Genomic DNA, 26,564 nt, shown 5'->3' on the forward strand with positions numbered 1-26,564 from the left:
AAGCCTCGGCAAAGTCAATATGCCGGAAGGACTTGCCTTAATACTGTCATAAAAGCGACTAACTGGCAAGAGTCTCCTAATTCATTTCAATGGAAGGCTGGATTAGGTCTGTAAGCGGTCCGACATGCAGCAACTTCAGCATGTGAAGCGCTCTGGTGCAACCGACATATAAGAGCTTGGCGTCATGCGTTAAATAGGCGTCCTCGCTAGCGTCCGCTATTAGTACAGCATCGAATTCCAGACCTTTCGATAAGTAAACAGGGACGACAGACAGCCCGCCTCCGTATTCCGGCTGTTTGCTTTGAACGAGTGATGGCGACAGGCCCGCTTCCGTCAGGGCTTCAAAAATCGTTTCGCACTGCCTCGCCGTCCGTCCGATAACCGATATCGTTTGTAATTGGCCGCCAGCCTGCCATTCGCGTACCGTATCAACGATGGCGGGAAGCCAGTCACGCTCTGTCGCAGGGACCGTTTCAACCGGATCGCCGCTGCGGAAAACCGGCACCGCCGCTTTCACGCCGCTGCCCATGGCGCCCAGTATGCGGTTGGCAAACTCGATAATCTCCATTGTCGACCGGTAGCTGCGGTTGAGCTCGAAAAAGCCGCTCTCTTCTTCGCCGAATAAATCGATCAGCTCGTTCCATCGGCGGATGCCCGCATAATCGTGAATGCCTTGCTGTAAATCGCCGAGCACCGTCATGGAAAGCGTGGACTGACAAAGCTTGAGCGCCTCCAACTGAAACGGTGAGTAGTCTTGCGCTTCGTCGATTACGATGTGATCGTAGGCGGGAATGCTCATGCCGAACAATCGGAGATGGATATAGACGAGCGGCGCCAAATCTTCCGTGACCGCCTTGCCTTCCTTTATACGCGCGGCAGTGGCTGCCGCAATCGCTTTTGGAACCGCGCGCAGCGCCTGCTTGCCTTGGAAAAGCGAGGCGTACAACTGAACGGCTGTATAGGAAGGAATTTTTTTCGAATACGAGCTCAGCTTCGCGGTCGCCTTGGCGCGAACCTTTTTATCCGCGATGCCTTTCATCTTCAGCTCCGATTCGAACCAGCGGCGAATACGGCTGACGAGTCGATCCCGTTTTTTCATTAAAGGCTCATCGCCATAATCGGTTTCGTACCACTCACGGATACGCTCCGGGTGCAGGACAAGCCCTGCTATCGGCTCGAAAGGGATTTCGGGCACGATTTTGCGGCCCAACGCTTCGATCGCTTCATCTATCATCGCTTTAAAGGCGATGTCTCCCTTCCATCTTCCGGACGACTGCTCCGCCTCCTCGGCGGTGCGAGGCAACTCGAACCAGTAGGTCAGCGTCTCAGCCGGATTTTCCAGCTGAATGTCATGCTCCAGCAGCTCAAGAGCCCAATCGGCAAAGGTCGTCTGTTGAATGTCGCCTACGCCCAACTCCGGCAGCACGCCGGAAATATAATCAAGGAACATCCGGTTCGGTGCAAAAATGACCATCCGCTCCGCCCGCATCCTCCCGGCGTACTGATAAAGCAAGAAGGCGAGACGATGCAGCGCGACAGTCGTTTTGCCGCTGCCCGCTACCCCTTGAATAAACAGCGCCTTGCCGCGCTCCGTCCGGATAATGCGGTCCTGCTCATGCTGAATCGTCGAGACGATGTCCCGCAGCTTATTGTCTTTGTTTTCGCCCAAACGGTAGAGTAGAAACTCGTCGGTGACCGCTTCGTCCTCTTGACCGCGCGTGAAGCTGTCAACCAGGCGCACCAATTCGCCGGAGCGCACCATCAGGTTTCGCTTCAAATGCACGTAGCCTTCGATTTCGCCTTCGGGCGATTCATAGGATGCCGCGTCGTCGCCTCCGGTGAAGGAATAGAACAGGCTTGCCGCCGGCGCGCGCCAATCGACGACAAGCAGCTCGTTGCCTGTTCCTTTCGCCACGCCGGCTTTGCCGATATAGAGAGGCTGACGCTTACCGTCCGGCAGCTCTTCAAAATCAATTCGGCCGAAATAAGGCTCGCGAAAAGCGATTTCGAGCCGCTGCTTGCGCTCCTCTTTTTGCAAATCGAGCATTTGCTCGGTGAAATCGTCGCCGGTATAACGCGGTCCAATCGCATTTAATTGCGTTTCGATTTCAGACAGCGACATCGATAGCCGCTCTCTTTCTTCTTGCAAGGCACTTTGAACAGTCATGTCAGTTACCTCCTAAGGGTGGTGGTGAAATGGGTGAAACGAAAATAACGCCGTCTAGAAGACGGCGAATGTACAAATAAAAGATCGATGGAATGTGCATATGTCCGCAATCAGCGCATTCAGGCGCCGATGCAAAGGAAATCAATTATAGCATAGCGGCGGACATCGCCGCAATGCTGTCTTTCGCTCCTACTCCTACAGTATTGGTAAAAACGTTCCGTCTCCACCGCCTGAAATGAGGTAGGCTGCGACTGCATAAACGATCACAATGTTCAGCAGCGTAAGCAGCGGCATGCCTATCCGAAACGAAGCGTGCTTCGTTTTGTGCCGGAACAGCAGCATCCCGAGCCATCCGCCCAGCGCCCCGCCCGCAATACCGGCCGCAAATAACCGCTTTTCCGGGATGCGCCGGCTACGCTTTATCGCATAACGCTTGTCCAGCCCCATCATCGTGAACGCCCATGCATTAACGGCAATCAAATAACAAGCTAGAACGATCGTTGCAATCATAATAAGTCTCCCTTCTATTGCCCGCGAGGCTTGGCTCTATTCGTTGGCTGAGCCGCATATGGATCGTCCGGCCAGTAATGCTTCGGATAACGGCCTTTCAAATCCTTTTTCACTTCGAAATAAGCGTCACGCCAAAAGCTCGCCAAATCACGCGTAACCTGCACCGGGCGCTGAGAAGGAGAGAGCAGCCGTATGGTCAGCGGCAGTCTTCCGCCTGCGAGCAGCGGCGTTCTGTCCCAACCGAACAGCTCCTGCAGCCGAACGGCAATAAACGGAGCCTCTGGATCGCTGTAATCGACCGGAATGCGCGAGCCGCTTGGCACGGTCATATGCGTAGGCACCTCGCGGTCCAATTGCTGGCGCTTCTGCCATTCAAGCTTCCCTTCCAGCAGCTGAACCATATTCAGCTTCGCCAAGTCGCCTCGGCTCTTAAGTCCAAGCAGATGCGGCAGCAGCCAATCCTCCATCGTAGAAAGCATTGCCTCGTCCGAAACGTCCGGCCAATCGGCGTTATGTCTCGCCATCAAACCGATGCGCTCTCGCAGCTGCGATGCCGCTTTGCTCATCGGCAGCCACCCGAATCCGTTCTGGCGGATGCCCGCAAGCAGCGCTTCCGCCACCTGTAAAGGATCAGGACTCGCTATCGGAGCCTCCTTCAGCGTAACGGCGCCAAGCCGGCGTCTTCGGCGCGCCCGAACCGCCTGCGCTGCGTTATCCCATTCCACTGCGTCAGCCTCTTCAATTCGGCTGCCGGCAGCTGCTTCCAGCGCTACGGCGGTCAACTGGGCCGCCAGCCGGATCCGGCTTTCACTGCCGGTATCGTCCAACTCGGCGGCAACGATGTATTCGGCGCGCGATAACGGCTGCAGCTCCTGCAGTGCCGCTCCGCGTCCGTTCGTCAGCAGAAATCTTCCGTCGCCGCGCAGCTTGCCGATTCTATCTGGGTAAGCAAGGGCGAGCAGCAGTCCGTAAGGTTCTCCGGCTGGAATGTGTTCTAAGGAAGCCTTCTTCTCCGCAGTACTCGAAGCCCCCTCCTCTTCCAGCAGCCGTTTCCATTGTCTTGCCTGTGCCTTGATCCGTTCGACCATTCCTCGATCGATGCGGCCGTCGGAACGGTGCAGCGCATCCATCCGCAGCCGCACGTCAGCGCTCCGCTCCTGTGGAAGCAAATCCCGTTCTGACAGCAATGCCGCCAGCTCGCAAGCCTCTTCCGTCAAGCCGAATTGTCTCGCTTTCAGAAGCATATAACCAAGCCGAGGGTGAACGCCTAGACGAGCGATTTTTTTGCCTTGCACAGTCGGTTTCCCGTCTGCTTCAACCGCCTCAAGCAGCCGAAGCAGTTCGAACGCCTGCCCATAGGCGGCTTGCGGAGGCGCGTCGAGCCAGTGCAGCTCCGCCGGATCGCGCACGCCCCATACGGCAAGCTCCAACGCAAGCTGCGCCAGATCGGCTTCCTTTACTTCAGGCTCGCTTTGGGCCGGCAAGTAGGCGTGCTCCCTCTCCGTCCACAGCCTGTAGCATACGCCGGGCGCGACACGGCCCGCCCGCCCCCTTCGCTGATCAGCCGACGCCACGGAGACAGGAACCGTTTCGAGCCGCGACATGCCCGTGCGCGGAGAAAAACGCGGGACCCGCATCAGTCCGCTGTCGACGACGATGCGTACGCCCTCAACCGTCAAGCTCGATTCCGCGACGGAAGTTGCCAGCACAATTTTCCGTTCGCCAGGTTTACATGGCGCGATTACGGCGTCCTGTGCATCCAGCGGCATGCTGCCGTGCAGCTCCGCTATTCGCACGCCTGGTCCGAGACCTTCGGCCGCCAGCAGCGCCGCCGTCCGCCGTATTTCGCCGGCGCCAGGAAGAAAGACGAGCGCATCGCCCTCCTGCTCCCGCATCGCTTGAACGACCGTTCTGGCGATATGCGGCGCAATTCTCCCGTCCGGCTTCATCGCGCTGTAATGCGTCTCCACGGGAAAGCTGCGGCCCGTGCTGGAGATGACCGGCGCCCCGCCAAGCAATTCCGCCGCCGCTTGCGCGTCAAGCGTGGCAGACATAAGGAGCAAACGCAAATCGTCGCGCAACAGCTCCTGCGATTGAAGACAGAGCGCCAGCGCCAAATCCCCATGCAAATGGCGCTCGTGAAACTCGTCAAACAATACCGCGCCTATGCCAGACAGCTCCGGGTCCTCTTGCAGCATGCGCGTCAATATGCCCTCTGTCACGACCTCGATTCGGGTGTGAGGCCCGACCTTCGTATCGAGTCGCACCCGATAGCCGACCGTTTCGCCAACCTGCTCGCCAAGCGAACGAGCCATAAAACGGGCCGCAGAGCGGGCGGCTAGCCTGCGCGGCTCCAGCATGACGATTTTACGTCCGTTCAGCCAAGGCTCGGACAGCAAGGCAAGCGGAACTCTCGTCGTTTTGCCTGCACCGGGCTCGGCGACGAGCACCGCATTAAGGCCGCGGTTCATCGCCTCCTTGATGTCCGCTATTACCGCATCGATCGGCAATGATTGATTCATAGCTCGTACAATCCTTCCTGTTGTTTCATGCCATTTATCTGTTTATCTATTTATCCGTTTAATAGGCATATCCTATTTCACGATTTTTATCATCTGCACAACCGGCCGATTGTCGCCGGTCAGCTTTGCTTCGGCGCTGTTCAATTGCGAAGAGCCGTCCCCGTCGAGAAAAACGCCGTCCACAAGCTGGCCCTCGCCAACTTCTTCGACAATAGCGTCCCGGAAAGCGGCCAACGTTCCATTCGTCACGCTCACCACCAAGTAAAGCATCCCGCTCTCATCGTATACGGCAGCTGAGCGAAGCCGCTCATCGTTCGGAAACGGTGCGTTCTCAGTGCTTGCCTGCTCTTCCCAGCCGTCCTCATCGCCAAGCGACATGCTGATGCCGCCTTGCGCCCAGAATCGGGAGCGGTCAGCCACTTTCAATTCGGACGATTGGCTCGCCACCTGCACCGACAGCCTGTCCTTCGCTCCGTCCCAAACCAGCGTTCCGCGAGCATACTTTATATTTTCCCCGCCGGAGCCGTATTCGCCGATAGCGCCGCCTACCGGATAGCCGTTTACAACGGCAATGCTGACAAGCGCTTCATTGTAGAAAAAGCCGCCATTTATACCGTAACTGTCCGTTAACGTTACATTATTGCGTACCGCAGCGAGCGTCACGTTCGACGGCTTCGTGCGCAAAATGTGAAGCTGCATGCCGTTCTTCGCCGTCTTCTGTTCATAAGCATACTGAGACGGATAATTGCTGGCCGTTCTGCCTTGACCGCTCTTGTGCTGCAGCGATTGGATCATGAAAAATAGCAGAATAGCGGAAACAGCGATGATCCCTGCTAGAATCGCAATCGTCGCGGCGATTTTCTTTTTCCCGATTTTATCATTCGTGTGGGTTTCCATCTTCCATAATTGCCCCTGTCTTTAAACGTCCAGCTCAGACGATTCCGGTTAATCGGCTCCATACGTTGCCTTTTACATAGACGTCTGAGTGGCTGGCTGGTTAGTCGAACCACCCTTTTCGCCTGAACCAAGCGTACATGAGAATGCCGAGACCCAGCATAACGCCGAGTACGCCGAAATAACCCCAATGCCAGCCGAGCTCCGGCATAAAATGAAAGTTCATGCCGTATAACCCTGCTATAAACGTAAGCGGCATAAAAATCGTCGTAATAACCGTCAGCGTCTTCATGATCGAGTTCATCCGATTTGCATTGTACGACATGTAGCTGTCCCGCAAATCGGCCGTCATCTCCCTGCATGCGTCCGTCATTTCCGCTAACTTGAGCAGATGATCGTAAATGTCGTGATAGAAAGCGAGATGCTTGTCCATACCCGTAATCCGCTCGGTATTGATAAGCCGGTACAGCAGCTCGCGCATCGGCAAAATCGATTTGCGCATACGGAGCAGCCTTGCACGGATACTGAAAATATCGTCCATGACTGACTGGCTTGCGCCTACTCCCCCGCCTATTTCCAGATCGAGCACCTGCTCCTCCAGCTCCTGAACAGCAGGAAAGTACTGATCGACCAGTTTATCAATAACCATATACGCGGCGAAAACAGGACCGTCTCCGCCAGCCCTTGTACCTGCAGCCAGCTTGGCTCTCGCGTCCTCGATTTCTTTTGAAGGCTCATAGTGGAAAGTGACCAGAAATTGCTTTCCGAGAAAGAGGTTGACCTCGCTCACTTCAAGCGATTGCGGATTGACGGCGTGCAACACGAGGAAATGGAACTGTTCGTAATGATCCAGCTTCGGCCGCTGAAGCAGGTGCAAACAATCCTCGACAGCGAGCGGGTGAAACTTAAAATGAGTCGTCAGCAGCGACGATTCCCGTTCATCCGGCTCGCTGAAATCGACCCAGTACCATTCGAGATCTTCCTCTTCCAGCTGATCAAGCCGCAAGTCCGTCTTCCATTCTTTCGTTTTCGTCATGCCAGCGATACGTATCAAATGAATCCCCTCTTCTTCATGCCTGTGCCCCAGTCGTTAACCGGCATAGCGTTCGATCAACTGCTCTCTTTCCCGCTTGAGCGAGGCAAGCGCCGAAGCCGACTGATCATGCTCGCTCTCCAGCTTTTTCAACAGCATTCTCGCTTTATGAAGCTGATCGAGCGTTTGCTGCAGCGAATCTTTTATTTTCCCTTGAACAATCCAGTCTGCAATCAATCCGTCGAAGAAGAAGTCGGCGAATTTCGCCATCCCGCCGATCTCAACCGCCAGCTCGGACGTCATATTGACATCGGCCAGCTCTTTATTTAGCCGATCAACCAAATGGCGGGCTGTCTGAATCGCTCCTTTGGCATCGTCGATTCTGGAGTGCTTGATCGATGTGCTAATCATCCCGCCGCCCAGCATATCGTAAGTGCCCCAGCTCGCCGCCGAGTCGAGCTTGTTGACCGCCTCCTCCAGTGCAAGGACGAGCGAGCGGCAGACCGCTCTAGCTTCGTACCATTCTTTCGCCCTAAGCTGATTTTCGCTAATATCGGCGTCTAGCTTCTCGAGCAAGCGCGCCGTCCCCGATTCGCCTGTCCGCATCCATTGTTCCTTCTCGCTCATAAGCCGGTCGTAATCCCGATCCGCACTGTGCAGCGAGAGCAGCAGATCGCCCGTCTGAATCAACTCCGTTTTGAGCAGATCGGCTTCTACCCTCGCCTGCTGCAGCTTGAGCGACGCAGCCAGCGCCTCCTGCCGTTCCGTTTCGAGCTGATCCTTTTTGCTGCGCAATATCGTATGAAATAAATTCGTCCAGCTCAGCTTGAGCAGTTTTTCGACGTCTTCTTGCTCGCGGTCCAGCTTCACTTCCAGCTCGACGATACGCTTCAGTTCCGCGTTCACTTGCGTTTGCAACTGGTCGCGACGGCGTTCAAGCTGCTTAAACTGCAGCATTTTTTCCCGGCTCCGCTCAAGACGTTCGTTCCAATTGGCGATTTGCTCGTTCATCCCGGCACTCTCCCCCGATAGCGCTATCTTATTATTATACGTTATACCATATTTTCGAGTTTCTCTACTATTAGACTGATCAGCCGCTCGATTGGTTGCGCCGGAAAGAAGGTCATGCTATCGTTTGTACAGAACTAGGAAAATTACGGTGGCAAGGAGTTTATATAAGATGATGCGCGGAAGATTCGCCCCGACTCCGTCGGGGCTTATGCATATCGGCAATTGCTGGGCAGCACTGCTGGCTTGGCTGCAAACGCGAAGCGCCGGCGGCCAATTCGTGCTTCGCATGGAGGATATCGACAAACCCCGCTGCAAGCCGGCGCTCGCCGAACAGGCGCTCGCCGATTTGCGCTGGCTTGGGCTCGACTGGGACGAAGGGCCGGATATCGGCGGTCCGTTCGTTCCTTATACGCAAAGCGAGCGGGACGATAGGTATGAGAAAGCTCTGCACAGACTGGAGCAGGACGGTTATTTATATCCCTGCTTTTGCAGCAGAGCCGAGCTGCTAGCCGTTGCTAGCGCTCCCCATGGTTTGAGCGAGGAAGGACCTGCCTACGCCGGGACATGCCGGCATTTAACGCCAGAGGAGCGTGCGGAGCGGAGGGCGCTGAAGACGCCTTCGCTTCGTTTTCGTATCGGTGACGACCGGGTTGTCTCTTATATAGACGGCGTCGCGGGTTTGCAGTGCTCCCCGCCGGGCGCCGGCGGGGATTTCGTCGTCCGCCGGGCCGACGGCATTATCAGCTATCAGCTCGCCGTCGTTGTGGACGATGCGGCCATGGGCATCACCGACGTGCTTCGGGGAGCAGACCTGCTGGATTCGACGCATCGACAGCTGCTGCTTTACGAGGCGCTGGGTCTCCCCGCTCCCCGCTTCGCTCACGTTCCGCTGCTGATGGGCGAAGACGGCAAGCGGCTGGCCAAAAGGCACGGCGACACCTCGATCGCCGGCTTGCGCCAGACTGGCGTCAAGCCCGAGCATGTTATCGGCTGGCTCGCCGTCTTGGCTGGCCAGCTCGACCGTTTCGAGCCGGTCGCAGCCGCCGAGCTAATCGGCAGCTTCAATCTCGACCGCGTGCCGAAAGCGCCTCTCGTCATCGACGAAGCGCTAATGAGACGGCTGCTTGAGGCGTAAAGAGGGGTCAACTCTATTATGTAGCGTTTAAACGTTCTGCGGCTGAAATAGGGAATGTTCCTATTTCAGCCGTTAGGCTGCCGAGAACGTCTCGGCAGCCTAACTAAGGTGGCATCTTCGGGCGCCGCGGGAAGCGACGCATTGTGCCCGACCAATGTTTGCGCCTATCCGCCAGCGAATAACTGCTTCTCAGAGGTTGTCCGCCATTACACATAGTCACATTTCGCACACGTGGAGTCGCAAAAGGCACTCAACCAGCGTTTGCACCAATATCCCCACACAGTAACTGCTTTTTTGCAGTTATTTTCACCCCTTATTACTAACTTAGAGGCAATAACTGCTTTTCTGCATTTATTTCTCATGCCAGCGCGCCGAACTCACTGATTTCCCAAAAAATAACTGCAGTTTTGCAGTTATTGGCCTGTCTCACAGCTAACGAAGGATAAATAACTGCTTTTCTGCAGTTATTTTCCCAAGGGTTTCCGCTATCGTACACTGCAGCTACACCCCGTTCGCCATTCGCTCCACCAGCATTCTCAACAATACCTCAGCACAGTAATTGCATTTCCGTTTCTGCAGTTACCTCCTCCTCAGGGGTTGACCTTCGAGCATCGTCGCTACTTGCGTATAGGGATCTCCGAAAGATCTAACCGGGGTTAGCGATTTATACCATTCAACAAAAATTCTGCCGACACAGTAGGCTAAGATGAGCCGCAACGGTTCCGTATCATTCGTATCATTCGTATCATTCGTATCTTTCGCATTCTTCGCATCATTCGCTTTGTTTTTATCGTCCTCGCCCTTGTCCCAGTACCCCGAGCTATGCCGATTTTTTTCCGCACCGCGCGCGCTTCCCGGCGTGCGGTGCCATCGCGGCGCGCGGTGCTCGGTCACACGTCGGCGGTTAAACCTCGTGCGGCCATGTGCGAGGATAAGACAAAAAGAGCCCGTGCACTCCCCGCCATGCCGATCGTGCGAGGACAAGACAAGGTCCCGTCCTCGTCACCACGCGTCCCTTTCCCTACGCATCGCCCTGCGTCCGGCATGCTTCGAGCACCGTCTCGTAGACGAGCCGGCCGATGGCGTTGCCGATCGTCGTGGCCGTTCCGGCGAACGGATGAACCTCGCCATAGCCGCCATTCCGGCTTACTCCCACGACAATTGCATCGGTCGTCGTCCCCGTCGCCGTCAAGCCTGTCTCCGCATCGACGAGCTTCAAGTCTTGAAGCGCCGCTGCTTTCGCTTCCGTTGCCGTTAATACAGCGTTCACCATCGCCGCATCGGTCATCTCCCCGTCAATCAGCACGACGATATTGATCGTCCCTGCCTCATAGGCGGAATACGTGCGGCGCAACACGCCCGCGCGCGCGCCGTTCCCCGTTCCGGCAGTCGTGCAGCAAAGCAAGGAAAAACGGTCGCCCTGCTCTTCCGCTACTGCAGCATGCGTCAGTTTAGCGGCAGTCAGCAGACCGACCGTTCGCGCCGGGTCGCAGCCCCACTCGTTCATTCTCTCGGAGATGTCCAACACAGGATCGTCGGAACTGTAATCGAGCGGAACTTTCCAATTGACGATTTTATCCGCTTCAGCCGCACCGCCCATATGAACGGCATTGCTGATTGTTCGAAGCGGTACAGGACTCTCGGTCACAATTCGATTGCCCTCCGCAAACTCCAAGCGCAAGCTGGGAAAATGCAGCGATTCGTAGCGGAAACCGCTGCGAAACGGCTGGCTAGAAACCGTTTGACGCTCCACGTTAATAGACCTCCCGGCCGGCAGGATCGCTCAGCTCGGCTAGGCATGCCGACAGCGTTTCGCAGAGCGTGTCGTTATCGTGCCGCAGCTTAACCGCGAATCGGCAATAGCTCTCGTCGAGCCCCGTGAAATGGGATGCGTCGCGGATCAGCACGCCTTTCTTTCCCATCGCTCGCTGCAAGGCAGACGCGGTTACCCCCTGACCAGGCGGCAATTGCGCCAGCACGTAATTGGTTTCACTAGGAAAAACGCGAAAACCGAGTCCGTCCAGCCGACTGGCAAGCCTTGAACGTTCCTCCTGCAGCCAATTCAACGTTTTCTCTGCATAAGCATGCTCGTCCAAAACCGCCTCGCCGATCGACTGGGCAAGCGAATTGACGCTCCATGGGACTTGAAGCTGTTTTAAAGCGGCAATTCGCTCAGGCGAGCCGACGATATAGCCAAGCCGGATGCCGGGAACTGCGTAAAACTTCGTCATCGAGCGGATGACGAACAGCTTGTCGCTCTTGGCGGCTTCCCTTATGAACGAATAATGATCAGCGTCCGGTATAAAGTCGATAAACGCTTCGTCGAGAGCGACGTCAGCGCCTCGATTCAGCAATGTGCGAACGATCGCGGGATCAATTCGGCGTCCAGTGGGATTATTGGGGGAGCCCAGCAAGAAAAAATCGGCTCCGGCCGCAAATGACTGCTGCAGAGCCTCCTCGTCCAATTGAAACGATTGCTCCGCTCGGAGCATGATCGGAGCGACTTCGCCCCCGATTTTGCGAACGGCGTCGCCATACTCGCCAAAGGACGGACAAGCAAGACCTGTGACCGACGGCCGAAGCCAGCGCACGACTAAATCAATCAGCTCAGCCGCTCCGTTGCCAATTAATATCGACTGCTCATCTATGTCATGTAGACGGGCCAGCTTCCTGCGCAACTTTCGCGATGCCGGATCGGGATAGCTGCCGATTACACTCGCATAAGCCGCCAGAACGCGTCCGACCGATTCCGGCGGTCCAAACGGATTCATATTCGAGCTGAAATCGAGAAATCCGCTCGCGGGCTTGCCGTACATTTCCGCGGCCGTTTGCAAATCGCCTCCGTGACCGTATCGTTCCAACATAATCGATTCCCCGCTTTCTTCTCTATGTATTCATGAGCCATAGCAGCGCCGCCAGCAGCAGCACTGCTTCGACCGCTTCGTTCATCGCGCCGTACGTATCTCCCGTCAAGCCTCCTAATTTGCGGCTCAACCAAACGGCCGACGCCCAGCCAACAAATGCTGTCACCAGCGCCGCAACTGCCGCTGCAATCATCGCCTCAAAGAAGCCGAGCTTTCCAAGCGCCGTCAATGCAATAAAACTGTATGCGGCGGCGATTAGTCCCCCACCCGCCGAATGTTTCCACCCGGCCAGCCGGAACATGGCACCGATGCCCTCTCCTTGCCTAGCGTTCGGCCAGCCGGCAATCGCCGCGGCCATCCACCACCTGCTCCAGGCAGGAACGATTGCCATTGCAGCGAATACAACAATCGAACTCTCATCCGATCCGACAGCTGCAATGCCATACAACTCGGTCAGCACGGCGAACTTGAACAACAACAGCAGAACTGCAGCGATAACGCCCATCGCCCCGACTCGGCTGTCCTTCATAATTTCCAGCATCCGCTCTCTGGAACGATGGCTGAGTACGCCGTCCGCCGTATCCATCCAGCCATCCAGATGTAATCCGCCGCTCATAGCCGTCCATAAGGCAAGCAGCAACACAGCTGCGGGAAGCGCCGGCATGAACAAGCCTAGCAGCGCGCAAGCGACCGCTATAATGCACCCGATGACCGCGCCGGCAATCGGGAAATAGATAGCGCTTCTCGCGAGCACCTCTGGCTCGAAAGGCACACGGATAGGAACCGGCAGCCGCGTCAGAAACTGCAAAGCTGCGGCCAAAGCCTGTCCGTGCCGTTTTAACGAACGAATAACCATGCGCACAACGCCCCCGCCATAATAATTACGCTAACCGCGTACAACAAACGGACAGTCCGGACGATATCCATCGCCTCTAGCTCCCGCCGCGGCCAGCCCATTCTCGCCCGTTCGCTCGGTTCTCCAAAATAATAATTCAAGCCTCCGAGCTCGATGCCGAGCGCGCCGGCAACCGCCGATTCCGGGATTCCGCTGTTCGGACTCGGGTGCAGCCGCGCGAAGCGGCGAATCGACCGCAGCGCGGCAATTCCCGACATGCTCCGATGCATAGCGGCCGATAGAGCTAGCAGCAAACCGGTCAGACGGGCCGGAATGTAGTTAAGCACGTCGTCAAGACGCGCCGAAAAACGACCGAAATGCAAATATTTCTCATTCCGGTAACCGACCATCGAATCCAGCGTATTGGCCGCCCGATACAGCATCGCCAGCGGCGCCCCGCCGATCAGCGCGAACACGATAGGAGATACGAATGCATCAACCGTATTTTCCGCTACCGTCTCAACAGCGGCCCGCGACGCCTCGCTTTCGTTCAACCGCTCCGTGTCCCGGCCTACAATGTAACCGACATATTTCCGTGCTTCCGCTAAGCGACCTTGCGTCAATGGCACATACACCAGCATTGCCGCTTCTTTCAGCCCTTTGACCGCAATCGTCGTTGAAATGAACCACGCGCTGGCTGCGTATCCAAGCCAAGGATGAATGGCTGCTGCAGCTGCCGTTATCCCCCATATAACTCCGTAAGACACCGCTAATACGATGACGCCAAGAATAATTCCTCTTCGAAAAATCGCACCCGCGCTGCGGCCTTCTTCGCTGGCACGAAGCCGAGCCTCCAGCAAGCGGATGAGCCGACCAATCCATATGACGGGATGAGTCGGCCATTTTGGGTCGCCGACAATCCAATCGATGACGATAGCGGCCGCGATCAGCAGCAGCGTCTCGGACAAGGAATAGCCGATCATAAGTCGTCCCAGCGAAACGCGATAGCTTTCAATTCAACGGGGATTCCCGCTGTTACAAGAAAGACGCGATCACAGTCCGCTGCAATTGCTTGATGCAGCCGACCCGCTTCGTCCCGAAAGCGTCTTCCCAGCGGATAGGATGGCACGATACCGTCTCCAACCTCATTCGTCACCAGTACGAGCGGATAAGGATACTGTTTGACCGCTTCGACGAGCGAAGCAATCTGACCGTTCAGCCATTCTCCGTCTATCCAATCGGACTGCTGTTCTTTCTTCTGTTCCTCGAGCAGGAGCACATTCGTCAGCCATAGCGTCAAGCAGTCAACCAGGACAACCGGCGGTATGCAACCGCTTTCCCGCTGCTCCGTACCAAACGTTTGCGCAAGACGATTTAATTCACGCACGAGCTCGATCGGCTCTTCAACCGTCGTCCACGGAAACGCCGCGGACGCTCTATCCGCCCGATGCTTTCCGATTCTCGCCGCCATCTCTTTGTCAAACGCTTGGCTTGTCGCTATGTATACGCCTTCTTCAGCCAGTCGTGATGCAAGTTGCTCGGCAAACGCGCTTTTGCCGCTGCGCGCCCCGCCGGTTACCAATATCGCCATTCTACTCTACTCCTTCGAAATGCCTGCGCTTTCAAATGTCGCCATTTCCTGCATCAGCTTAAGTGCCGCTTCAACGATCGAAAAGCATAAAACGGCGCCTGTGCCTTCGCCGAGTCTCATGTCCAGGTGTATGACCGGCGACAACTCCAGCGCTTCCAGCACTTTGCGGTGCCCTTGTTCTTGCGAAAGATGAGAGGCAATCACATACGACCTCACGCGTTCAGACATGCGGACGGCGACAAGCGCAGCTACTGAGGAAATAAATCCATCAATTACGACCGGCACGCGACGGATCGCAGCTCCGATCATAAATCCAGCCATTCCCGCTATTTCCAGCCCTCCGACCCTTTCCAACACGTCGAATACATCCTCGCAAGCAGGCTCGTGCAGTTCAACGGCTCGTCGTATAACGTCTACTTTATGCAGCCAGCCGCTGTCGTCGATGCCCGTTCCTCTGCCCGCCGTTTGCTCCGGAGGAAGACCGGTCAGCATCGAGGCAAGTGCTGCGCTGGCCGTCGTATTGCCGATTCCCATCTCGCCTGTGGCAAACAATTGATAGCCTTGCTCCGCCAAATCCTCGGCAATTTGAATGCCTGCAAGCACCGCCTGCTGCATTTGCTCCCGGCTCATCGCAGGCTGCTTAACCATATTTGCCGTTCCATGCATCACTTTTCGCCGCAGCAACCGAGGATGATCTATATTCACATCCAAATCGCTTTTCACGCCCATATCGACACAGAACACGTCCGCTCCCGCCTGCTTGGCTAGTACGTTCACGGCCGCTCCACCCTGCAAAAAATTGTTCATCATTTGAGCGGTTACTTCTTGCGGAAACGCGCTGACGCCTTCCTCGCACACGCCGTGATCGGCCGCCATGACGACAACCGCTTTTTTATCCAACGACGGCCAAAGTCCGCCTCCGATTCCCGCTAACCGGCAAGACATCTCCTCCAGTTTGCCAAGACTGCCGGGCGGCTTCGTCAACCGGTCAGAATGGCGCTGCGCCTCCAAGGCCGCTTCTTCATCATAAGGAGCAATTCGTTCAATGGAATAGGCGATCTGTTTCCCTAGCTGTTCTTCGTTCATCTCTCCATCATCCCTTCTGCTCATTCGCTTTCGTAGCAAGACGAACTCGCTCATCTCAACCATAAGGGCTACCGGACACCAGGACGCAGCAAAATTTGCGGCATGCCGTTCGCAGGGTGAGCGACAATTTCAGCTCCCGCTCCGTATACATGCCGAATCAGTTCCTCGTCCAACACTTCCTCAGGCGCACCTTGAGAGATAAGTCTCCCTTCATGAAGCACAAGCAGTTCGTCGCAATATAACGCGGCCAAATTCAAATCGTGCAGGACGGCGATGACGGTTATCCCCTTCTCCCGCCTCCACTGCCTTACCGTATCCAGCAATTGAATCTGATAGCCGATATCAAGATAGGTTGTCGGTTCATCCAGTAAAACGATTTCGGGCTCCTGCGCCATCACCTTGGCAAGCGCGACTCGCTGCCGCTCCCCTCCGCTCAGCGCAGCCAAGCTTCGGTTCTCCAGCTTGCCCAGTCCCATGACCCGAATCGCCTCGTCGATCAGCGGTTCGGCGTCGCCGCTTTCGTCACCAAACCAATTCTGGAACGGAAATCTTCCCATAGCGACGGTTTGGCGAACCGTAAAGCCGACAGCCGGCAAACCGCCCTGCTGAAGAACGGCAAGCCGCTTAGCAAGCCGTTTCGGCGGCAATGCGGATACTTCCTTGCCATCCAAAAGCACCTGTCCCGACGAAGGCTTTGAAATGCCGGACAGCAGCTGCAGCAGCGTCGACTTGCCCGCGCCGTTTGGTCCGATAATACCATAAAATCTTTCCGGCTGTAAGGCGAAAGAAAGCGATTCGAGCACCGCTCTTCCTTGCATCGTTTTGCCCGCTTTTATAACCTCGATCATAATGATTCCTCCCTGCTGCGCTTGCGGCTATGAAGCAGATAAGCGAAGAAAGGCGCTCCGATCAGCGCGGTGACGACGCCAAGCGGGATTTCCCGCGGACTAAGCGCGATACGAGCCAATGTATCCGCCCAGAGCAGGAATATGCCTCCTCCGACAGCTGACAGCGGCACAATAAGCCGATAATCCGGTCCGACGATCAGCCGGATCAAATGAGGGATAACGAGTCCAACAAACCCAATAACACCGGAAACGGAAACCGCCGCAGCCGTTAGCAGCGTTGAACCAATTAGGACAATCAGCTTCGTCCGCTCCACTCGAATGCCGAGATGCGCGGCATGCCGCTCACCGAACATAAATAAATTGAGCGGGTGAGCCAGCACCATAAGCAGCGGCAAACCGACCGCCAAAAACGGCAGGAGCATGTATACATGAGCCCAAGACCGCATAGCCAGTGAACCCATGAGCCAAAACAAGATTTGATTGACGACGCCCTCCGATAAGCTAACCATAAAAGAAACAAAAGCGCCGAGAAACGATTGCACGACGACGCCGGACAAAATGAGCGTCTCCAACTGCATCCCGGCTTTGCTTCGGGATAGCGCCAGCACTGCCCCAAGCGTCAGAAGCCCTGTTGCAAAGGCGACGACCGGAATCGTCCAAAAGCCGATCAGCGCTTGAAACCCGAACAGAATTAAAAAGGCGGCTCCGACCGAGCTGCCGGAAGCGACCCCTAGCGTGTACGGATCGGCAAGCGGATTGCGAAGCACTCCTTGAAAACCCGCTCCCGCCAGCGACAGGCAGGCGCCCACCAAAATGGCCAGCAGCACGCGGGATAAACGGACCTGCGTAACGATCGCCACTTCGCTCTCGCTCCACGAACCTGCGCTTTGGTCGAGCCACGGAAGCTGATGCAGCAGTATGCCCCATACGTCTTTAATGGAAATGCCTGCCGAGCCGATCGACAGGCTGGCAACAACGGAAACAGCAAGAAGGAGCAGACTTGCTGCTCCATAAGTGAGTAAACGGCTTTTCATTTTAAGAGAACAGATCCGGGTGGATTGTCTTCGCCAGCTCCAGCAGGCCGTCAGCCAATCTCGGACCTACGCGTACGAGCGGATCCTCGGCAACTGCAAACAGCTGTTTGTTCTTGATCGCATCGATTGCATCCCAGCCCGGTCTTTGGGCAAATGCGGCGGCAATCGGATTCGGGTCTTCTTTCAAGTCCGGGTAAATGATCAGTTGAGGATTTTGTTTAACGACTTCTTCTGCGCTTACCTCAAACCAGCCGGGCTGAGCTGCCGAAATGTTCGTTCCGCCGGCAATCGTCAGCAGTTCGTTGAGGAAGGTGCCTGAGCCGACGGTCCAGCCCGGCGAAAATTCAAGATATACCGGCTTCTTCGCAGCATCCTTGACCGCGTCCTGCACTTGCTGCTTGACGTCCTTCATATGCTGCGCCACCGTTTCCGCTTCCTTTTCCTTGCCTACGATGCGGCCAATTGTCGTGATCTTGTCCGCAGTCGCGTCATAGGTCGTCGGATCGGTTGCGTAAACGGCGATCTTCAACTCACGAAGCTTCGTCACCGCCTCCGCATTCATCGAGGAGGAAGCAAGCACCAAATCCGGCGTCAATGCGACAACCGCCTCAATGTTCGTCGTCATGTCGCCGATTTGCGGTTTCGAAGCCGCTTCCGGCGGATAATTGCTGAATGCGTCGACTCCCGCCACCTGCTCGCCCGCTCCGATCGCATACATCACTTCCGTTTCGCTAGGCGCTAATGTAACCACCTTGCTCGGCGCCTGTTCAAACGTAATCTCCGTGCCGGTGTCATCCTTAACCGTAAGCGGATATGCCGACTGCTGCGATTGTTCCTGCTGCTGCGGCTGCTGTCCTTGCCCATTCGACCCATTGCCGCCGTTCGATCCCGAACCGTTTCCGCAGGCCGCAACGACCATCAGCATAGCGACCAAGAGCAGCGCCGCTAATCCCCTCCATCGTTTGTGTGCGTTTTTCATTCCTTGCATCAAATTAACACATCTCCTCTCCTTAATTAAAAAAGCATTTCCGGCATCAAAAGTGCCGGAAATGCTGAAAGTCCCGCCGCCATTGTGCGCGCGGCGGACGGACTGGCCATCCCAACACCATCCCAAGTCCTCGTAGGATAAAGCGTTATGCGAAGCAGGCAGGTCTCCTGACTCGAAGCCGTCGACGGCGTCTTCCCGGGAGCGGCAGCGCCCAGTGACATTCAACCGTCGATATCGCCAGTGGGAATGCGGGCGACGCTTCTTACAGTGGCGGGTCCGTGCCGGATTTTCACCGGACTTCCCTATTAAGCCAAACGGCTGCCTGCGATTGCAGCATCCGAACGGCGCCTGATCGATCAAACCTATACGTTTATATCGTAGTTACTATACCAAAATCTTTGAACCTTTGTCTATCGCGCTTCCACTCCGAACACTGCCCGGCGAAGTCTAGGTCCAAGCCGGAAGGCGTTGCCGACGACGGAGACGGAGCTGAACGCCATCGCCGTACCCGCCATCCATGGCTCCAGCATGCCGATTGCCGCGAAAGGGATGATCAGCGCGTTATAGAGGAACGCGAACGTCAAATTCTGCTTCACGTTGCGCACTGTCATCCGGCTAATGGCAAACGCCTCGGGGATCGCCGTCATCCGCGGCTGCAGCAGCGTAATGTGTCCAGCAGTCAAAGCTGCGTCCGTCCCGTCGCCCATCGCAAGACCCGCGTCGGCCGCCGCCAGCGCGGGAGCGTCGTTCCAACCGTCCCCTGCCATGCCGATTCGCTTACCTTCCGCGCGCAGACGATGAACAAGCTCCAGCTTGTCTTCCGGCAGCATACCTGCAAATACGCGGCTTCTATCGATGCCTGCCGCATCGGCGGCCGTGTTCGCCGGGGAACGATGATCGCCCGTCGTCAGCAACACATCGACGCCTTGCAAGGCGAGCTGGCGTACGGCTTGACGGGCGTACGGCTTGATCGTGTCCGAGAATGAAATGACGCCGATGACAATGCCTTCGTCGGCCGCGTAAAGCACCGTTTCGCCGACGCTTTCCCGCTCGCTGACAAATGCCTTAATTCCGTCGTCATTTATTGTCCATTGCCGGTCACGGACAAAGGAAGCGTTGCCTACGCCAATTGTTCGACGTTCGACGAAAGCCTCTACCCCTTTGCCGGTCGTATACGCGAAACGCTCCGCCTTCGGAAGCACCAAGCCGCTCTTAGCTGCCTCAGCCACAATTGCTTTTCCAAGCGGATGCGTCGATTCCGTTTCTACAGCAGCCGCCAGCTTAAGCAGTGTTGACCGGCTGCATCCGGCTGCATAGCTGCGGCTCATCCGCGGCTTGCCTTCCGTCAGCGTCCCCGTTTTGTCGAGCAGCAGCGTATCCATTTGCGCGAGCCGCTCCAGCGCGCCGGCCTCCTTCACTACGATACCCCGTTTGGCCAGGCGGCCGGATGCGATCACAAGCGAGATCGGCGTAGCCAGTCCCAAAGCGCACGGACATGCGGCCAGTACGACAGCGACGGCGCAGCGGAACGCCTGCTCCCACCCGCCTCTGTCTATAAAGGCGATCCATACAACGAATGTCGCGGCGGACAGCAGCAGCATAGCGGGAACGAACCAGGACGAAACAGCGTCGACCTGTCGCTGGATCGCCGATTTCGAGCGCTGCGCCTGCCGGACGAGCTCGCTGATGCGGCTCAGCATCGTTTCATGGCCGGCCGCTTCCGTCCGGATACGGAGACGGCCGCTCTCCATCCTCGTCCCCGCCCATACTTTATCGCCCGCCCGTTTCGCGACGGGTAAGCTTTCTCCGGTAAGCAGCGACTCGTCGATTTCCGCTTCGCCGCTTGCGACAACGCCGTCGACCGGAATCATCTCTCCTTGCCCGGCTTGCGCATAATCGCCGGCGCGAACGAATGCTGTTTTCACTTCCATCGTCTCGCCTGCCCGCTCGACGATAACGGTGTCTGTTCGCAGCTTGCCGTAACCGGAAGCGTCGTTTTGCGCTCTCGCAGCAGCAGCGGCCTCGATGTACTTGCCTAACAATACAGCTGTAATAACGACGGCGGACGTTTCGAAATAAAGCGGCAGCTCATGCGCGTTCGCCCCTGCCCGACCGGCGGTAAAAACAAGATAATGACTGTAAAAGTAAGCGGCGGACGTTCCAACGGCCACTAAGACGTCCATGTTTGCCGATCTCGCCCGCAGCGCTTGATAAGCACCGAAATAAAACGGCATTCCGATCACGAATTGAATAAATGTCGCCAATCCAAGCTGCAGCCAAACGTTGGCGAGTGCGGCGGGAAGAGTCACTTCGCCCAGCCACGAGAAGTGCTGCAGCATCGCGCCAAGCAGCGGCAGCGTCAATACGGCAGAGACAATCAGCCTTGTCAGCAATGACCGCCGCTCCTTGGCAAATGCTGCCTGCGCCGCTTCCGGAACGGACGCGGCAAAGCCGATTTGCTTGATTTTAGCGGCAATTTGCACTGGCTGCACAGCTTCCGGATTATATTGAATCCATGCGGTTCTGGCCGAGTAACTAACGGCTACCGCTTGAACGCCCTCCATTCTTCCAACCGATTTCTCGATTCTCGCGGCGCACGCCGTACAGCTCATTCCTTGCACGGAGAAATCGATCGTGATGCCGTTCGTCTCGTACTCCACCATTCCGACAGCCCTCCCGTCCGCAAAACGATTCTGCCACTATTTATATGTCGGACAGGCGGACCTCATGAATATAGGGCTCAAAACCGAAATCAGTGCTTGCCTTGAAGGGAGGGAAAGCGCTGCGGGCAGAGGGTTCTTCCGATCGCCATCTATATCGAGCAGGCAGGCAAAAAAAAAAGACGAACGGATCGGCTTTCGCCCCGTTCGTCCCGCAGCCGGTTTAGCCGAGCGCCACTTCGCCCTGCCAAGCCAGCATGCCGCCGGTCATATTCGTCACGTTATAGCCTTGCGCTTCCAAGAAATCGCACGCTTTTCCGCTGCGGTTGCCGCTCCGGCAAACCATAATGAGCGGCGCATTCTTATCCAGCTCTTCGTACCGTTCTGCAAGCTCGGATAGCGGAAGGCTGACCGCTTCTTTAATATGACCGGATTCCCATTCATCGATTTCACGTACGTCGATTAAATGAAGCTTTTCGCTGTTTTTCAAACGGGATTCCACTTCTTCCGGCGTTATCAATTGTGCCATTATAATTCCACTCCTTCTAATTTCTTCGTAATTTGCGATTCATATTGCCTAAACGCCGAAGTATGCCCCCAGCCTCTCTCCTCCGTCAGCATCCGGTAACGCAGCTGTTTCTCGCTCAGCCTATGCCGCAGCTTTGTGCGCTCTCCATCGTCCGTACACAGAGCGATCAGGTCCCGCAGCCCGATAATCTCCTTCGAAAGCTGCATCTCCTCTGGCACCGCCCCGGCATTGCGAAGCAGCTTGTAACCGAGCCGCAGATCTTCCGGAACATGCGACATATCTTCCAGCTGCAGCGGTTTTCCTTTACCCTCCAGCTCGTCGAACTCGCCTCTGGACATCGCTTCCCGAATCCGTTGTTCCGCTATAATCGCCGCCCACTCCATTAAGCCTCGCTCCTTCCTCCGGTAACGTTCCATTTCCCTTCAATTGTACCGTTTCGATACAATCGATGTAAAGCGTTCGCAAGAGAGAGGGACAGCGCAACATAAAGCCCCCGGCCGATAGAGCCGGGGGCTTTATAGAAAGATCAGCTTCACTTAAATCCGAACGGCAGTGCCGCTTACCGTTACCATCAGCATGCCGTCGCGGATCACTTCGTAATCAAGATCGATCGCGACGATGGCATTGGCGCCCAATCTCGACGCTTGCTGTTTCATTTCTTCAATCGCTACGTCTCTTGCTTCCTTTAGCTTGCTTTCATACGCGCCTGATCTGCCGCCGACAATATCAGTTATCGATGCCAAAAAATCGCGAACGATATTCGCCCCCATGATCGTTTCTCCCGTAACAATGCCGATATAATCCATAATAGGACGTCCTTCAATGGTTGGCGTCGTCGTAATAAGCATGATTCCCATCTCCCATTCTTATAAATTGCAGCTTGATTAATCGCGGTCAACCGCTATTCATTTCAATATTTTTACAAACCGCCGCTTTATGCATCTTACCCTGTTATTTCATCAAAAGCAATCGATTCAAACTCATCCGAGCCTGTTGCCACCGAAATCCGGACGCGGACGCCGAATTCACGTCCATCCTTGCGCAGCCACAGCTTAAATCGCTCCTCAAACGTACCGGAGTTTAACGGATATTTGCCTTCGTATTTATAATCAACAATATCGGCCTGATAACGTCCTGCCGTTTCCTTCATAGCCAGCCGGCCCCAACGGGCGTACTCGGGCTCGAGCGCGCTCCCCATAGCCGGCGTCGATACCGGAGGTTCCGCAAGCTCCATTATCGATGCGCTGGAAAGTCCCGTTCCTGCATGAAATAGCAATATTGCTGTGATAATTGCTGTCGCCATTCGTTCCATGATCGATCGCCGCCTTTTTCCGTATTGAGAATAGGGTAGCCCTCGACAGGCGGCGTTATTCGGCCTGTAAGGAAGCAGAGTTCATGCGGCATAAGGAGCGCATACATCATAAGAGCTTCGTTCGCAGTCACCTGTTCTTCCTTCTTTAAGCCTTAAACCGATCTTCGGATCGGCGGATGCTTCAATTCGCATTTATAGCTCATCCCTCCCGCAGCCATAAGCTTCTTCCTGTTGCAGACGGCTGCATATAGAAAAAAGTTGCATCGACAAAAAGGGAAAGAAAAGAACCCGCACCGTACGCTTCTCGCGCAACGGTTGCGGGTTCTTTCGCTTTATTTGCCTAGTGGTCCTTTGCCTTATTGCTCAGCAACAGCCGGTTTTTTCTTACGGTTCAAAAATTCATAGACGACAGGCACGATAATCAGCGTAAGCAGCGTTGAGCTGATCAAGCCGCCGATTACGGTAATCGCCATCCCTTTCGAGATCAAACCGCCTGACTCGAACCCGAGTGCCAGCGGCAGCAGAGCGCCAATTGTGGCGATCGCCGTCATCAAAATCGGCCGCAAGCGAGTTCCGCCCGCCTCGAGCAGCGCTTCCCGTACCGATAAACCTTCGCGTTCTTTGTGAATAACGCGGTCGATCAGCACGATTGCGTTCGTGACGACGATACCGATCAGCATCAGTCCGCCCATCATCGCCGTCACGCTAAGCGTTTCTCCGGCAATCCACAAACCGACGAACGCGCCGATTACGGTGAATGGCAGCGAGAACAGAATTGCGAACGGCGTCAATCCGCCTCCAAATGTAATGACTAGGACGAGATAAACGATCGCTACGGCAGCGAGCATCGCTAATCCGAGCTGCTTAAACGATTCGTTCATTTGCTCGGTTACGCCGCCCATTTCGATATCCATGCCGGACGGCACGTCCATCTCGTCGATCATCGTTTGCAGCTTCGTCGAAACTGCGCTAACGTTTGCAGCAGTCACATCGGCCGATACTTCCGCGTATATGCGGTCGTTTTTACGAGTAATCGTGTTCGGCGATTCGCCGACCTCGATTTTCGCTACATCCTTCAATGCAACTTCTTTGCCAAGCGGAGAAGCAAGCTTGATATTTTCCAGATCGGATTTATCTTTGTAAGCCTTCTCTTCGACTTTCACATAGACGTTCAGCTCTTGTCCGTCCTTCTCAATCTTCGTCAGCACCGGAGTTGCTCGAACAGGCGCAAGCGCCATCGCGATTTGACCGGCCGCCAGTCCATTCTGGCTCAGCTTCTCTTGATCGGCTACGATACGGTACTGTTCGAACGTTTCCGACAAGCTTGAATCGACGTTCGTCAAATCTTTATTGTCCTTCAGCTTCGTTTCCAATTCGTCAACGAGCGGCTGCAACGATTTCATATCGGGACCGTACACGAGCATCGAAACCGACGAGCCGCCCAGACCTCCACCCATAAAGTCCTGCTGCTTCCATTCGCCTTTGCCTTCAAGCTGCCGCAGCAGCTCAATCACTTTATCTTTCTCCTCGGAGAACCCTGAGAACTTGTCGTCATACGTCATATTGAACAACGCCTGCTTCGAAGCCCCTGGGCTCATCGGATTGGAGCCGCCTACCGCATACTGGATGAGCTCGAGTCCTTCGCGGCCCAACAGCTTTTTCTCGGCTTCCAGCGCCATTTTCTCAACCTGCTCGCGCGTTTCGCCCGGAGCCGGGTTGTACGTGATCATCATTGATTTTTCTTCGTCGCCCGGCAGGAAGCTCATGCCGATAACCGGAAGCAAGAAGCAGCTGCCGACCAACATGACGACGGCAATGCCGAAAGCGGTAAGCTTATGGTTCAGCGACCAGCGAAGAATCCCTTTATAACCGTTAGCCATGCGGCCCGGCTTCTCATCATGCACCTTGGCGCCCTTCTTGAGGCCGTTGCGGAACATCATATGAGCCAGCATCGGCACGACCGTAATCGCAACGACGAGCGACGCCAGCAAAGCGAATACCATCGTCAGAGCGAACGGCATGAAGATTTCACCAATCATTCCGGATACGAGCGCCAGCGGCAAGAATACGGCGATCGTTACGATTGTGGACGACATAATCGGAATAAACATTTCCTTCGTCGCGTCCAAAATCAATTCTTTGCCCTTCATCTTCTCGCCGGTTAACGACATGCGCCGGTAAATATTCTCGATAACGACGATCGAGTCGTCGATCACGCGTCCGATGGCGACTGTCATCGCACCCAGCGTCATAATGTTCAACGTAACATCCATTTGATCGAGAATAAGCAGTGCGATAAGTATCGACAGCGGAATCGATACGACCGCGATAATCGTCGAGCGAATGTTGCGCAAGAACACCAGAATAATGAAGATTGCTGCGATAGCGCCAATCAGCATTTTGCTCAACATCGTATTGACCGATTCTTCAATCGGCTCGCCTTGGTCAAACGCCGTTACCGATTCCAACCCTTTAAATTCTTTTTCCAGCTCTTTGATTTTATCTTTAACGCCATTTACGACCTCGACCGTATTGGCGTCTGCTGCCTTAACGATGGAGATGCCTACCGATGGCTTTCCGTTCGTACGCGAAATCGATTCGGACTTGTCGATGATTTTCAAGTCGGCTACTTCGCTTAGCGGCACGGTTGGCAGCTTGATGTCCTGCATCATCTCTGCAGGCAGCTGCGGCGCCTGTCCTTGACCCGCTCCTGCCCCAGGTCCAGCGGCAGCGCCGCCCGCACCCGGCATGCCTTGCGGCGTATAAGGGATTTGCAAGTTGTTCAAATCTTGCTCAGTCACGACGTTGCCGTCGACCATAACCGTTTTTTCTGTCTCGCCGAATTCGAAAATACCGAGCGGTACCGAAATGGCATTGCCTTGAATGAGGCCTTTAACAGTATCCTCGGTCAAACCGTATTTGGCCATTGCCTCCGGTTTGAACGTCAGCTCAGCTTGCTTGACGTTTTGACCGGAAATTTGAATGCTTGCTACGCCCGCAACCGTTTCAAGCTCCGGTACGAGATCTTGCTGCACTTGTTTTGTGAATTGCTCCGGGCTTAGGCTTTCGTTCGATACACTTAACGAGATAACCGGAAACGCGTTCAAGCTAATGCGGGATACGCTTGGATTTTGCGCGCCTTCGGGCAGTTTCATTTCGGCAAGCGACTCTTTAACCGCCGTTGTGGCGGCGTCCATATCCGTGCCGTATTCATATTCGATCACGACGGAAGACGCATTTTCAAACGAAGTCGAATTGACCGTTTTTACGCCCTCCATGCTGCGGGTGCGCTGCTCGATCGGCTTCGTAATTTTTTCCATAATCTCTTCGGGCGCTGCGCCCGGGAGAACGGTCGTCACGCTGACAATCGGCACCGTAATATCCGGCAGTGTCTCCATCTTCATATTCAAGCCGGAGTACAAGCCTGCGAACATGACGATCGCCGTAATGATCCATAACGCAAACTTGTTGTTCAGCGAAAATTTAATAATGCTCTTCAACGTTGTCCCACTCCTTTTCTCTAGTAAACCGTAAGCTGCTAGTAC

Annotated in this window: 22 protein-coding genes and 1 riboswitch; of the genes, 1 reads left to right on the plus strand and 21 read right to left on the minus strand. The window is 55.5% G+C overall.

From position 1 onward, the window contains the following. Positions 1 to 76 precede the first annotated feature (76 nt). The 6 genes from ACFVTB_RS16115 to ACFVTB_RS16140 form a co-directional block, all read right to left on the minus strand. Complete coding sequence (locus ACFVTB_RS16115; RefSeq protein ID WP_387750969.1) at positions 77 to 2,167, minus strand: HelD family protein; 2,091 nt, start codon at positions 2,165 to 2,167, stop codon at positions 77 to 79. Positions 2,168 to 2,362: 195 nt separating this feature from the next. Further along, positions 2,363 to 2,665 (minus strand): DUF1294 domain-containing protein, encoded by a 303-nt coding sequence (locus tag ACFVTB_RS16120; RefSeq protein ID WP_387751419.1) that lies wholly within the window; start codon positions 2,663 to 2,665, stop codon positions 2,363 to 2,365. A gap of 26 nt (positions 2,666 to 2,691) precedes the next feature. Then, a complete protein-coding gene (gene hrpB / locus ACFVTB_RS16125; RefSeq protein ID WP_387750972.1) occupies positions 2,692 to 5,199 on the minus strand; it encodes an ATP-dependent helicase HrpB in 2,508 nt (835 codons plus the stop codon). A gap of 72 nt (positions 5,200 to 5,271) precedes the next feature. Next, positions 5,272 to 6,096, minus strand: a complete 825-nt coding sequence (locus ACFVTB_RS16130) for a hypothetical protein (RefSeq protein WP_387750974.1) — start codon at positions 6,094 to 6,096, stop codon at positions 5,272 to 5,274. Positions 6,097 to 6,196: 100 nt separating this feature from the next. Continuing rightward, positions 6,197 to 7,147 carry a magnesium/cobalt transporter CorA gene (gene corA / locus ACFVTB_RS16135; RefSeq protein ID WP_387750977.1) on the minus strand — a complete coding sequence of 317 codons (951 nt, stop codon included), beginning with the start codon at positions 7,145 to 7,147 and terminating at the stop codon, positions 6,197 to 6,199. A gap of 36 nt (positions 7,148 to 7,183) precedes the next feature. Further along, positions 7,184 to 8,137 (minus strand): hypothetical protein, encoded by a 954-nt coding sequence (locus ACFVTB_RS16140; RefSeq protein ID WP_387750980.1) that lies wholly within the window; start codon positions 8,135 to 8,137, stop codon positions 7,184 to 7,186. 169 nt (positions 8,138 to 8,306) lie between these two features. Between ACFVTB_RS16140 and gluQRS the strand changes: the two genes are divergently transcribed. Further along, the gene (gene gluQRS / locus ACFVTB_RS16145) at positions 8,307 to 9,272 is read left to right on the plus strand and encodes a tRNA glutamyl-Q(34) synthetase GluQRS (RefSeq protein WP_387750983.1); all 966 of its coding nucleotides are present in this window, start codon (positions 8,307 to 8,309) and stop codon (positions 9,270 to 9,272) included. Between the two features lie 1,021 nt (positions 9,273 to 10,293). On the opposite strand, the gene ACFVTB_RS16150 is transcribed toward gluQRS, so the two are convergent. The 15 genes from ACFVTB_RS16150 to ACFVTB_RS16220 all read right to left on the minus strand — a co-directional run bounded on the left by ACFVTB_RS16150 (position 10,294) and on the right by ACFVTB_RS16220 (position 26,519). Further along, complete coding sequence (locus tag ACFVTB_RS16150) at positions 10,294 to 11,025, minus strand: adenosylcobinamide amidohydrolase (RefSeq protein WP_387750986.1); 732 nt, start codon at positions 11,023 to 11,025, stop codon at positions 10,294 to 10,296. Position 11,026: 1 nt separating this feature from the next. After that, entirely contained in the window at positions 11,027 to 12,136 is a 1,110-nt protein-coding gene (gene cobD, locus ACFVTB_RS16155) for a threonine-phosphate decarboxylase CobD (RefSeq protein WP_387750989.1), read from the minus strand. Positions 12,137 to 12,158: 22 nt separating this feature from the next. Further along, positions 12,159 to 12,992 (minus strand): adenosylcobinamide-GDP ribazoletransferase, encoded by an 834-nt coding sequence (gene cobS / locus ACFVTB_RS16160; RefSeq protein WP_387750992.1) that lies wholly within the window; start codon positions 12,990 to 12,992, stop codon positions 12,159 to 12,161. Continuing rightward, positions 12,974 to 13,954, minus strand: coding sequence for an adenosylcobinamide-phosphate synthase CbiB (cbiB, locus tag ACFVTB_RS16165; RefSeq protein WP_387750995.1), 981 nt, complete (start codon positions 13,952 to 13,954; stop codon positions 12,974 to 12,976). Before cbiB ends, cobS begins: the two co-directional genes overlap by 19 nt. Then, on the minus strand, positions 13,951 to 14,562 hold the full coding sequence (gene cobU, locus ACFVTB_RS16170) for a bifunctional adenosylcobinamide kinase/adenosylcobinamide-phosphate guanylyltransferase (protein ID WP_387750998.1): 612 nt from the start codon (positions 14,560 to 14,562) through the stop codon (positions 13,951 to 13,953). Before cobU ends, cbiB begins: the two co-directional genes overlap by 4 nt. Before the next feature lie 6 nt (positions 14,563 to 14,568). After that, a complete protein-coding gene (gene cobT / locus ACFVTB_RS16175; RefSeq protein WP_387751001.1) occupies positions 14,569 to 15,648 on the minus strand; it encodes a nicotinate-nucleotide--dimethylbenzimidazole phosphoribosyltransferase in 1,080 nt (359 codons plus the stop codon). A 68-nt stretch (positions 15,649 to 15,716) separates the two neighbouring features. Next, the gene (locus ACFVTB_RS16180; protein WP_387751004.1) at positions 15,717 to 16,496 is read right to left on the minus strand and encodes an ABC transporter ATP-binding protein; all 780 of its coding nucleotides are present in this window, start codon (positions 16,494 to 16,496) and stop codon (positions 15,717 to 15,719) included. Beyond that, positions 16,493 to 17,530 carry a FecCD family ABC transporter permease gene (locus ACFVTB_RS16185; protein ID WP_387751007.1) on the minus strand — a complete coding sequence of 346 codons (1,038 nt, stop codon included), beginning with the start codon at positions 17,528 to 17,530 and terminating at the stop codon, positions 16,493 to 16,495. Before ACFVTB_RS16185 ends, ACFVTB_RS16180 begins: the two co-directional genes overlap by 4 nt. Before the next feature lies 1 nt (position 17,531). Next, entirely contained in the window at positions 17,532 to 18,518 is a 987-nt protein-coding gene (locus tag ACFVTB_RS16190; RefSeq protein WP_387751422.1) for an ABC transporter substrate-binding protein, read from the minus strand. 140 nt (positions 18,519 to 18,658) lie between these two features. Continuing rightward, a riboswitch (cobalamin riboswitch) is annotated at positions 18,659 to 18,860 on the minus strand. Between the two features lie 68 nt (positions 18,861 to 18,928). Continuing rightward, positions 18,929 to 21,181 (minus strand): heavy metal translocating P-type ATPase, encoded by a 2,253-nt coding sequence (locus ACFVTB_RS16195; protein ID WP_387751010.1) that lies wholly within the window; start codon positions 21,179 to 21,181, stop codon positions 18,929 to 18,931. 220 nt (positions 21,182 to 21,401) lie between these two features. After that, positions 21,402 to 21,707 (minus strand): rhodanese-like domain-containing protein, encoded by a 306-nt coding sequence (locus tag ACFVTB_RS16200; RefSeq protein ID WP_387751013.1) that lies wholly within the window; start codon positions 21,705 to 21,707, stop codon positions 21,402 to 21,404. Then, a complete protein-coding gene (locus ACFVTB_RS16205; RefSeq protein ID WP_387751016.1) occupies positions 21,707 to 22,090 on the minus strand; it encodes a DnaJ family domain-containing protein in 384 nt (127 codons plus the stop codon). The genes ACFVTB_RS16200 and ACFVTB_RS16205 overlap by 1 nt, the downstream gene beginning before the upstream one ends. Before the next feature lie 153 nt (positions 22,091 to 22,243). Continuing rightward, positions 22,244 to 22,555 carry a YbjQ family protein gene (locus ACFVTB_RS16210; RefSeq protein ID WP_387751019.1) on the minus strand — a complete coding sequence of 104 codons (312 nt, stop codon included), beginning with the start codon at positions 22,553 to 22,555 and terminating at the stop codon, positions 22,244 to 22,246. 95 nt (positions 22,556 to 22,650) lie between these two features. After that, the gene (locus ACFVTB_RS16215) at positions 22,651 to 23,019 is read right to left on the minus strand and encodes a DUF3889 domain-containing protein (RefSeq protein ID WP_387751022.1); all 369 of its coding nucleotides are present in this window, start codon (positions 23,017 to 23,019) and stop codon (positions 22,651 to 22,653) included. 356 nt (positions 23,020 to 23,375) lie between these two features. After that, a complete protein-coding gene (locus ACFVTB_RS16220; RefSeq protein WP_387751025.1) occupies positions 23,376 to 26,519 on the minus strand; it encodes an efflux RND transporter permease subunit in 3,144 nt (1,047 codons plus the stop codon). Positions 26,520 to 26,564: the final 45 nt, after the last annotated feature.

Origin of the sequence: Paenibacillus sp. NPDC058071 (genome assembly GCF_042885235.1) — a bacterium.
In the GTDB taxonomy this organism is placed as follows: domain Bacteria; phylum Bacillota; class Bacilli; order Paenibacillales; family Paenibacillaceae; genus Pristimantibacillus.

What these genes read in the sequence shown, in the direction of transcription:
- ACFVTB_RS16200 (WP_387751013.1), bottom strand. Translation starts at nt 21,707, where the DNA reads ATGGCACAATTGATAACGCCGGAAGAAGTGGAATCCCGTTTGAAAAAC.
- ACFVTB_RS16190 (WP_387751422.1), bottom strand. Translation starts at nt 18,518, where the DNA reads ATGCAAGGAATGAAAAACGCACACAAACGATGGAGGGGATTAGCGGCG.
- cobT (WP_387751001.1), bottom strand. Translation starts at nt 15,648, where the DNA reads ATGAACGAAGAACAGCTAGGGAAACAGATCGCCTATTCCATTGAACGA.
- cobS (WP_387750992.1), bottom strand. Translation starts at nt 12,992, where the DNA reads ATGGTTATTCGTTCGTTAAAACGGCACGGACAGGCTTTGGCCGCAGCT.
- ACFVTB_RS16115 (WP_387750969.1), bottom strand. Translation starts at nt 2,167, where the DNA reads ATGACTGTTCAAAGTGCCTTGCAAGAAGAAAGAGAGCGGCTATCGATG.
- cobU (WP_387750998.1), bottom strand. Translation starts at nt 14,562, where the DNA reads ATGGCGATATTGGTAACCGGCGGGGCGCGCAGCGGCAAAAGCGCGTTT.
- ACFVTB_RS16180 (WP_387751004.1), bottom strand. Translation starts at nt 16,496, where the DNA reads ATGATCGAGGTTATAAAAGCGGGCAAAACGATGCAAGGAAGAGCGGTG.
- ACFVTB_RS16130 (WP_387750974.1), bottom strand. Translation starts at nt 6,096, where the DNA reads ATGGAAACCCACACGAATGATAAAATCGGGAAAAAGAAAATCGCCGCG.
- ACFVTB_RS16195 (WP_387751010.1), bottom strand. Translation starts at nt 21,181, where the DNA reads ATGGTGGAGTACGAGACGAACGGCATCACGATCGATTTCTCCGTGCAA.
- ACFVTB_RS16205 (WP_387751016.1), bottom strand. Translation starts at nt 22,090, where the DNA reads ATGGAGTGGGCGGCGATTATAGCGGAACAACGGATTCGGGAAGCGATG.
- hrpB (WP_387750972.1), bottom strand. Translation starts at nt 5,199, where the DNA reads ATGAATCAATCATTGCCGATCGATGCGGTAATAGCGGACATCAAGGAG.
- ACFVTB_RS16210 (WP_387751019.1), bottom strand. Translation starts at nt 22,555, where the DNA reads ATGCTTATTACGACGACGCCAACCATTGAAGGACGTCCTATTATGGAT.
- ACFVTB_RS16140 (WP_387750980.1), bottom strand. Translation starts at nt 8,137, where the DNA reads ATGAACGAGCAAATCGCCAATTGGAACGAACGTCTTGAGCGGAGCCGG.
- ACFVTB_RS16185 (WP_387751007.1), bottom strand. Translation starts at nt 17,530, where the DNA reads ATGAAAAGCCGTTTACTCACTTATGGAGCAGCAAGTCTGCTCCTTCTT.
- cbiB (WP_387750995.1), bottom strand. Translation starts at nt 13,954, where the DNA reads ATGATCGGCTATTCCTTGTCCGAGACGCTGCTGCTGATCGCGGCCGCT.
- cobD (WP_387750989.1), bottom strand. Translation starts at nt 12,136, where the DNA reads ATGTTGGAACGATACGGTCACGGAGGCGATTTGCAAACGGCCGCGGAA.
- ACFVTB_RS16215 (WP_387751022.1), bottom strand. Translation starts at nt 23,019, where the DNA reads ATGGAACGAATGGCGACAGCAATTATCACAGCAATATTGCTATTTCAT.
- gluQRS (WP_387750983.1), top strand. Translation starts at nt 8,307, where the DNA reads ATGATGCGCGGAAGATTCGCCCCGACTCCGTCGGGGCTTATGCATATC.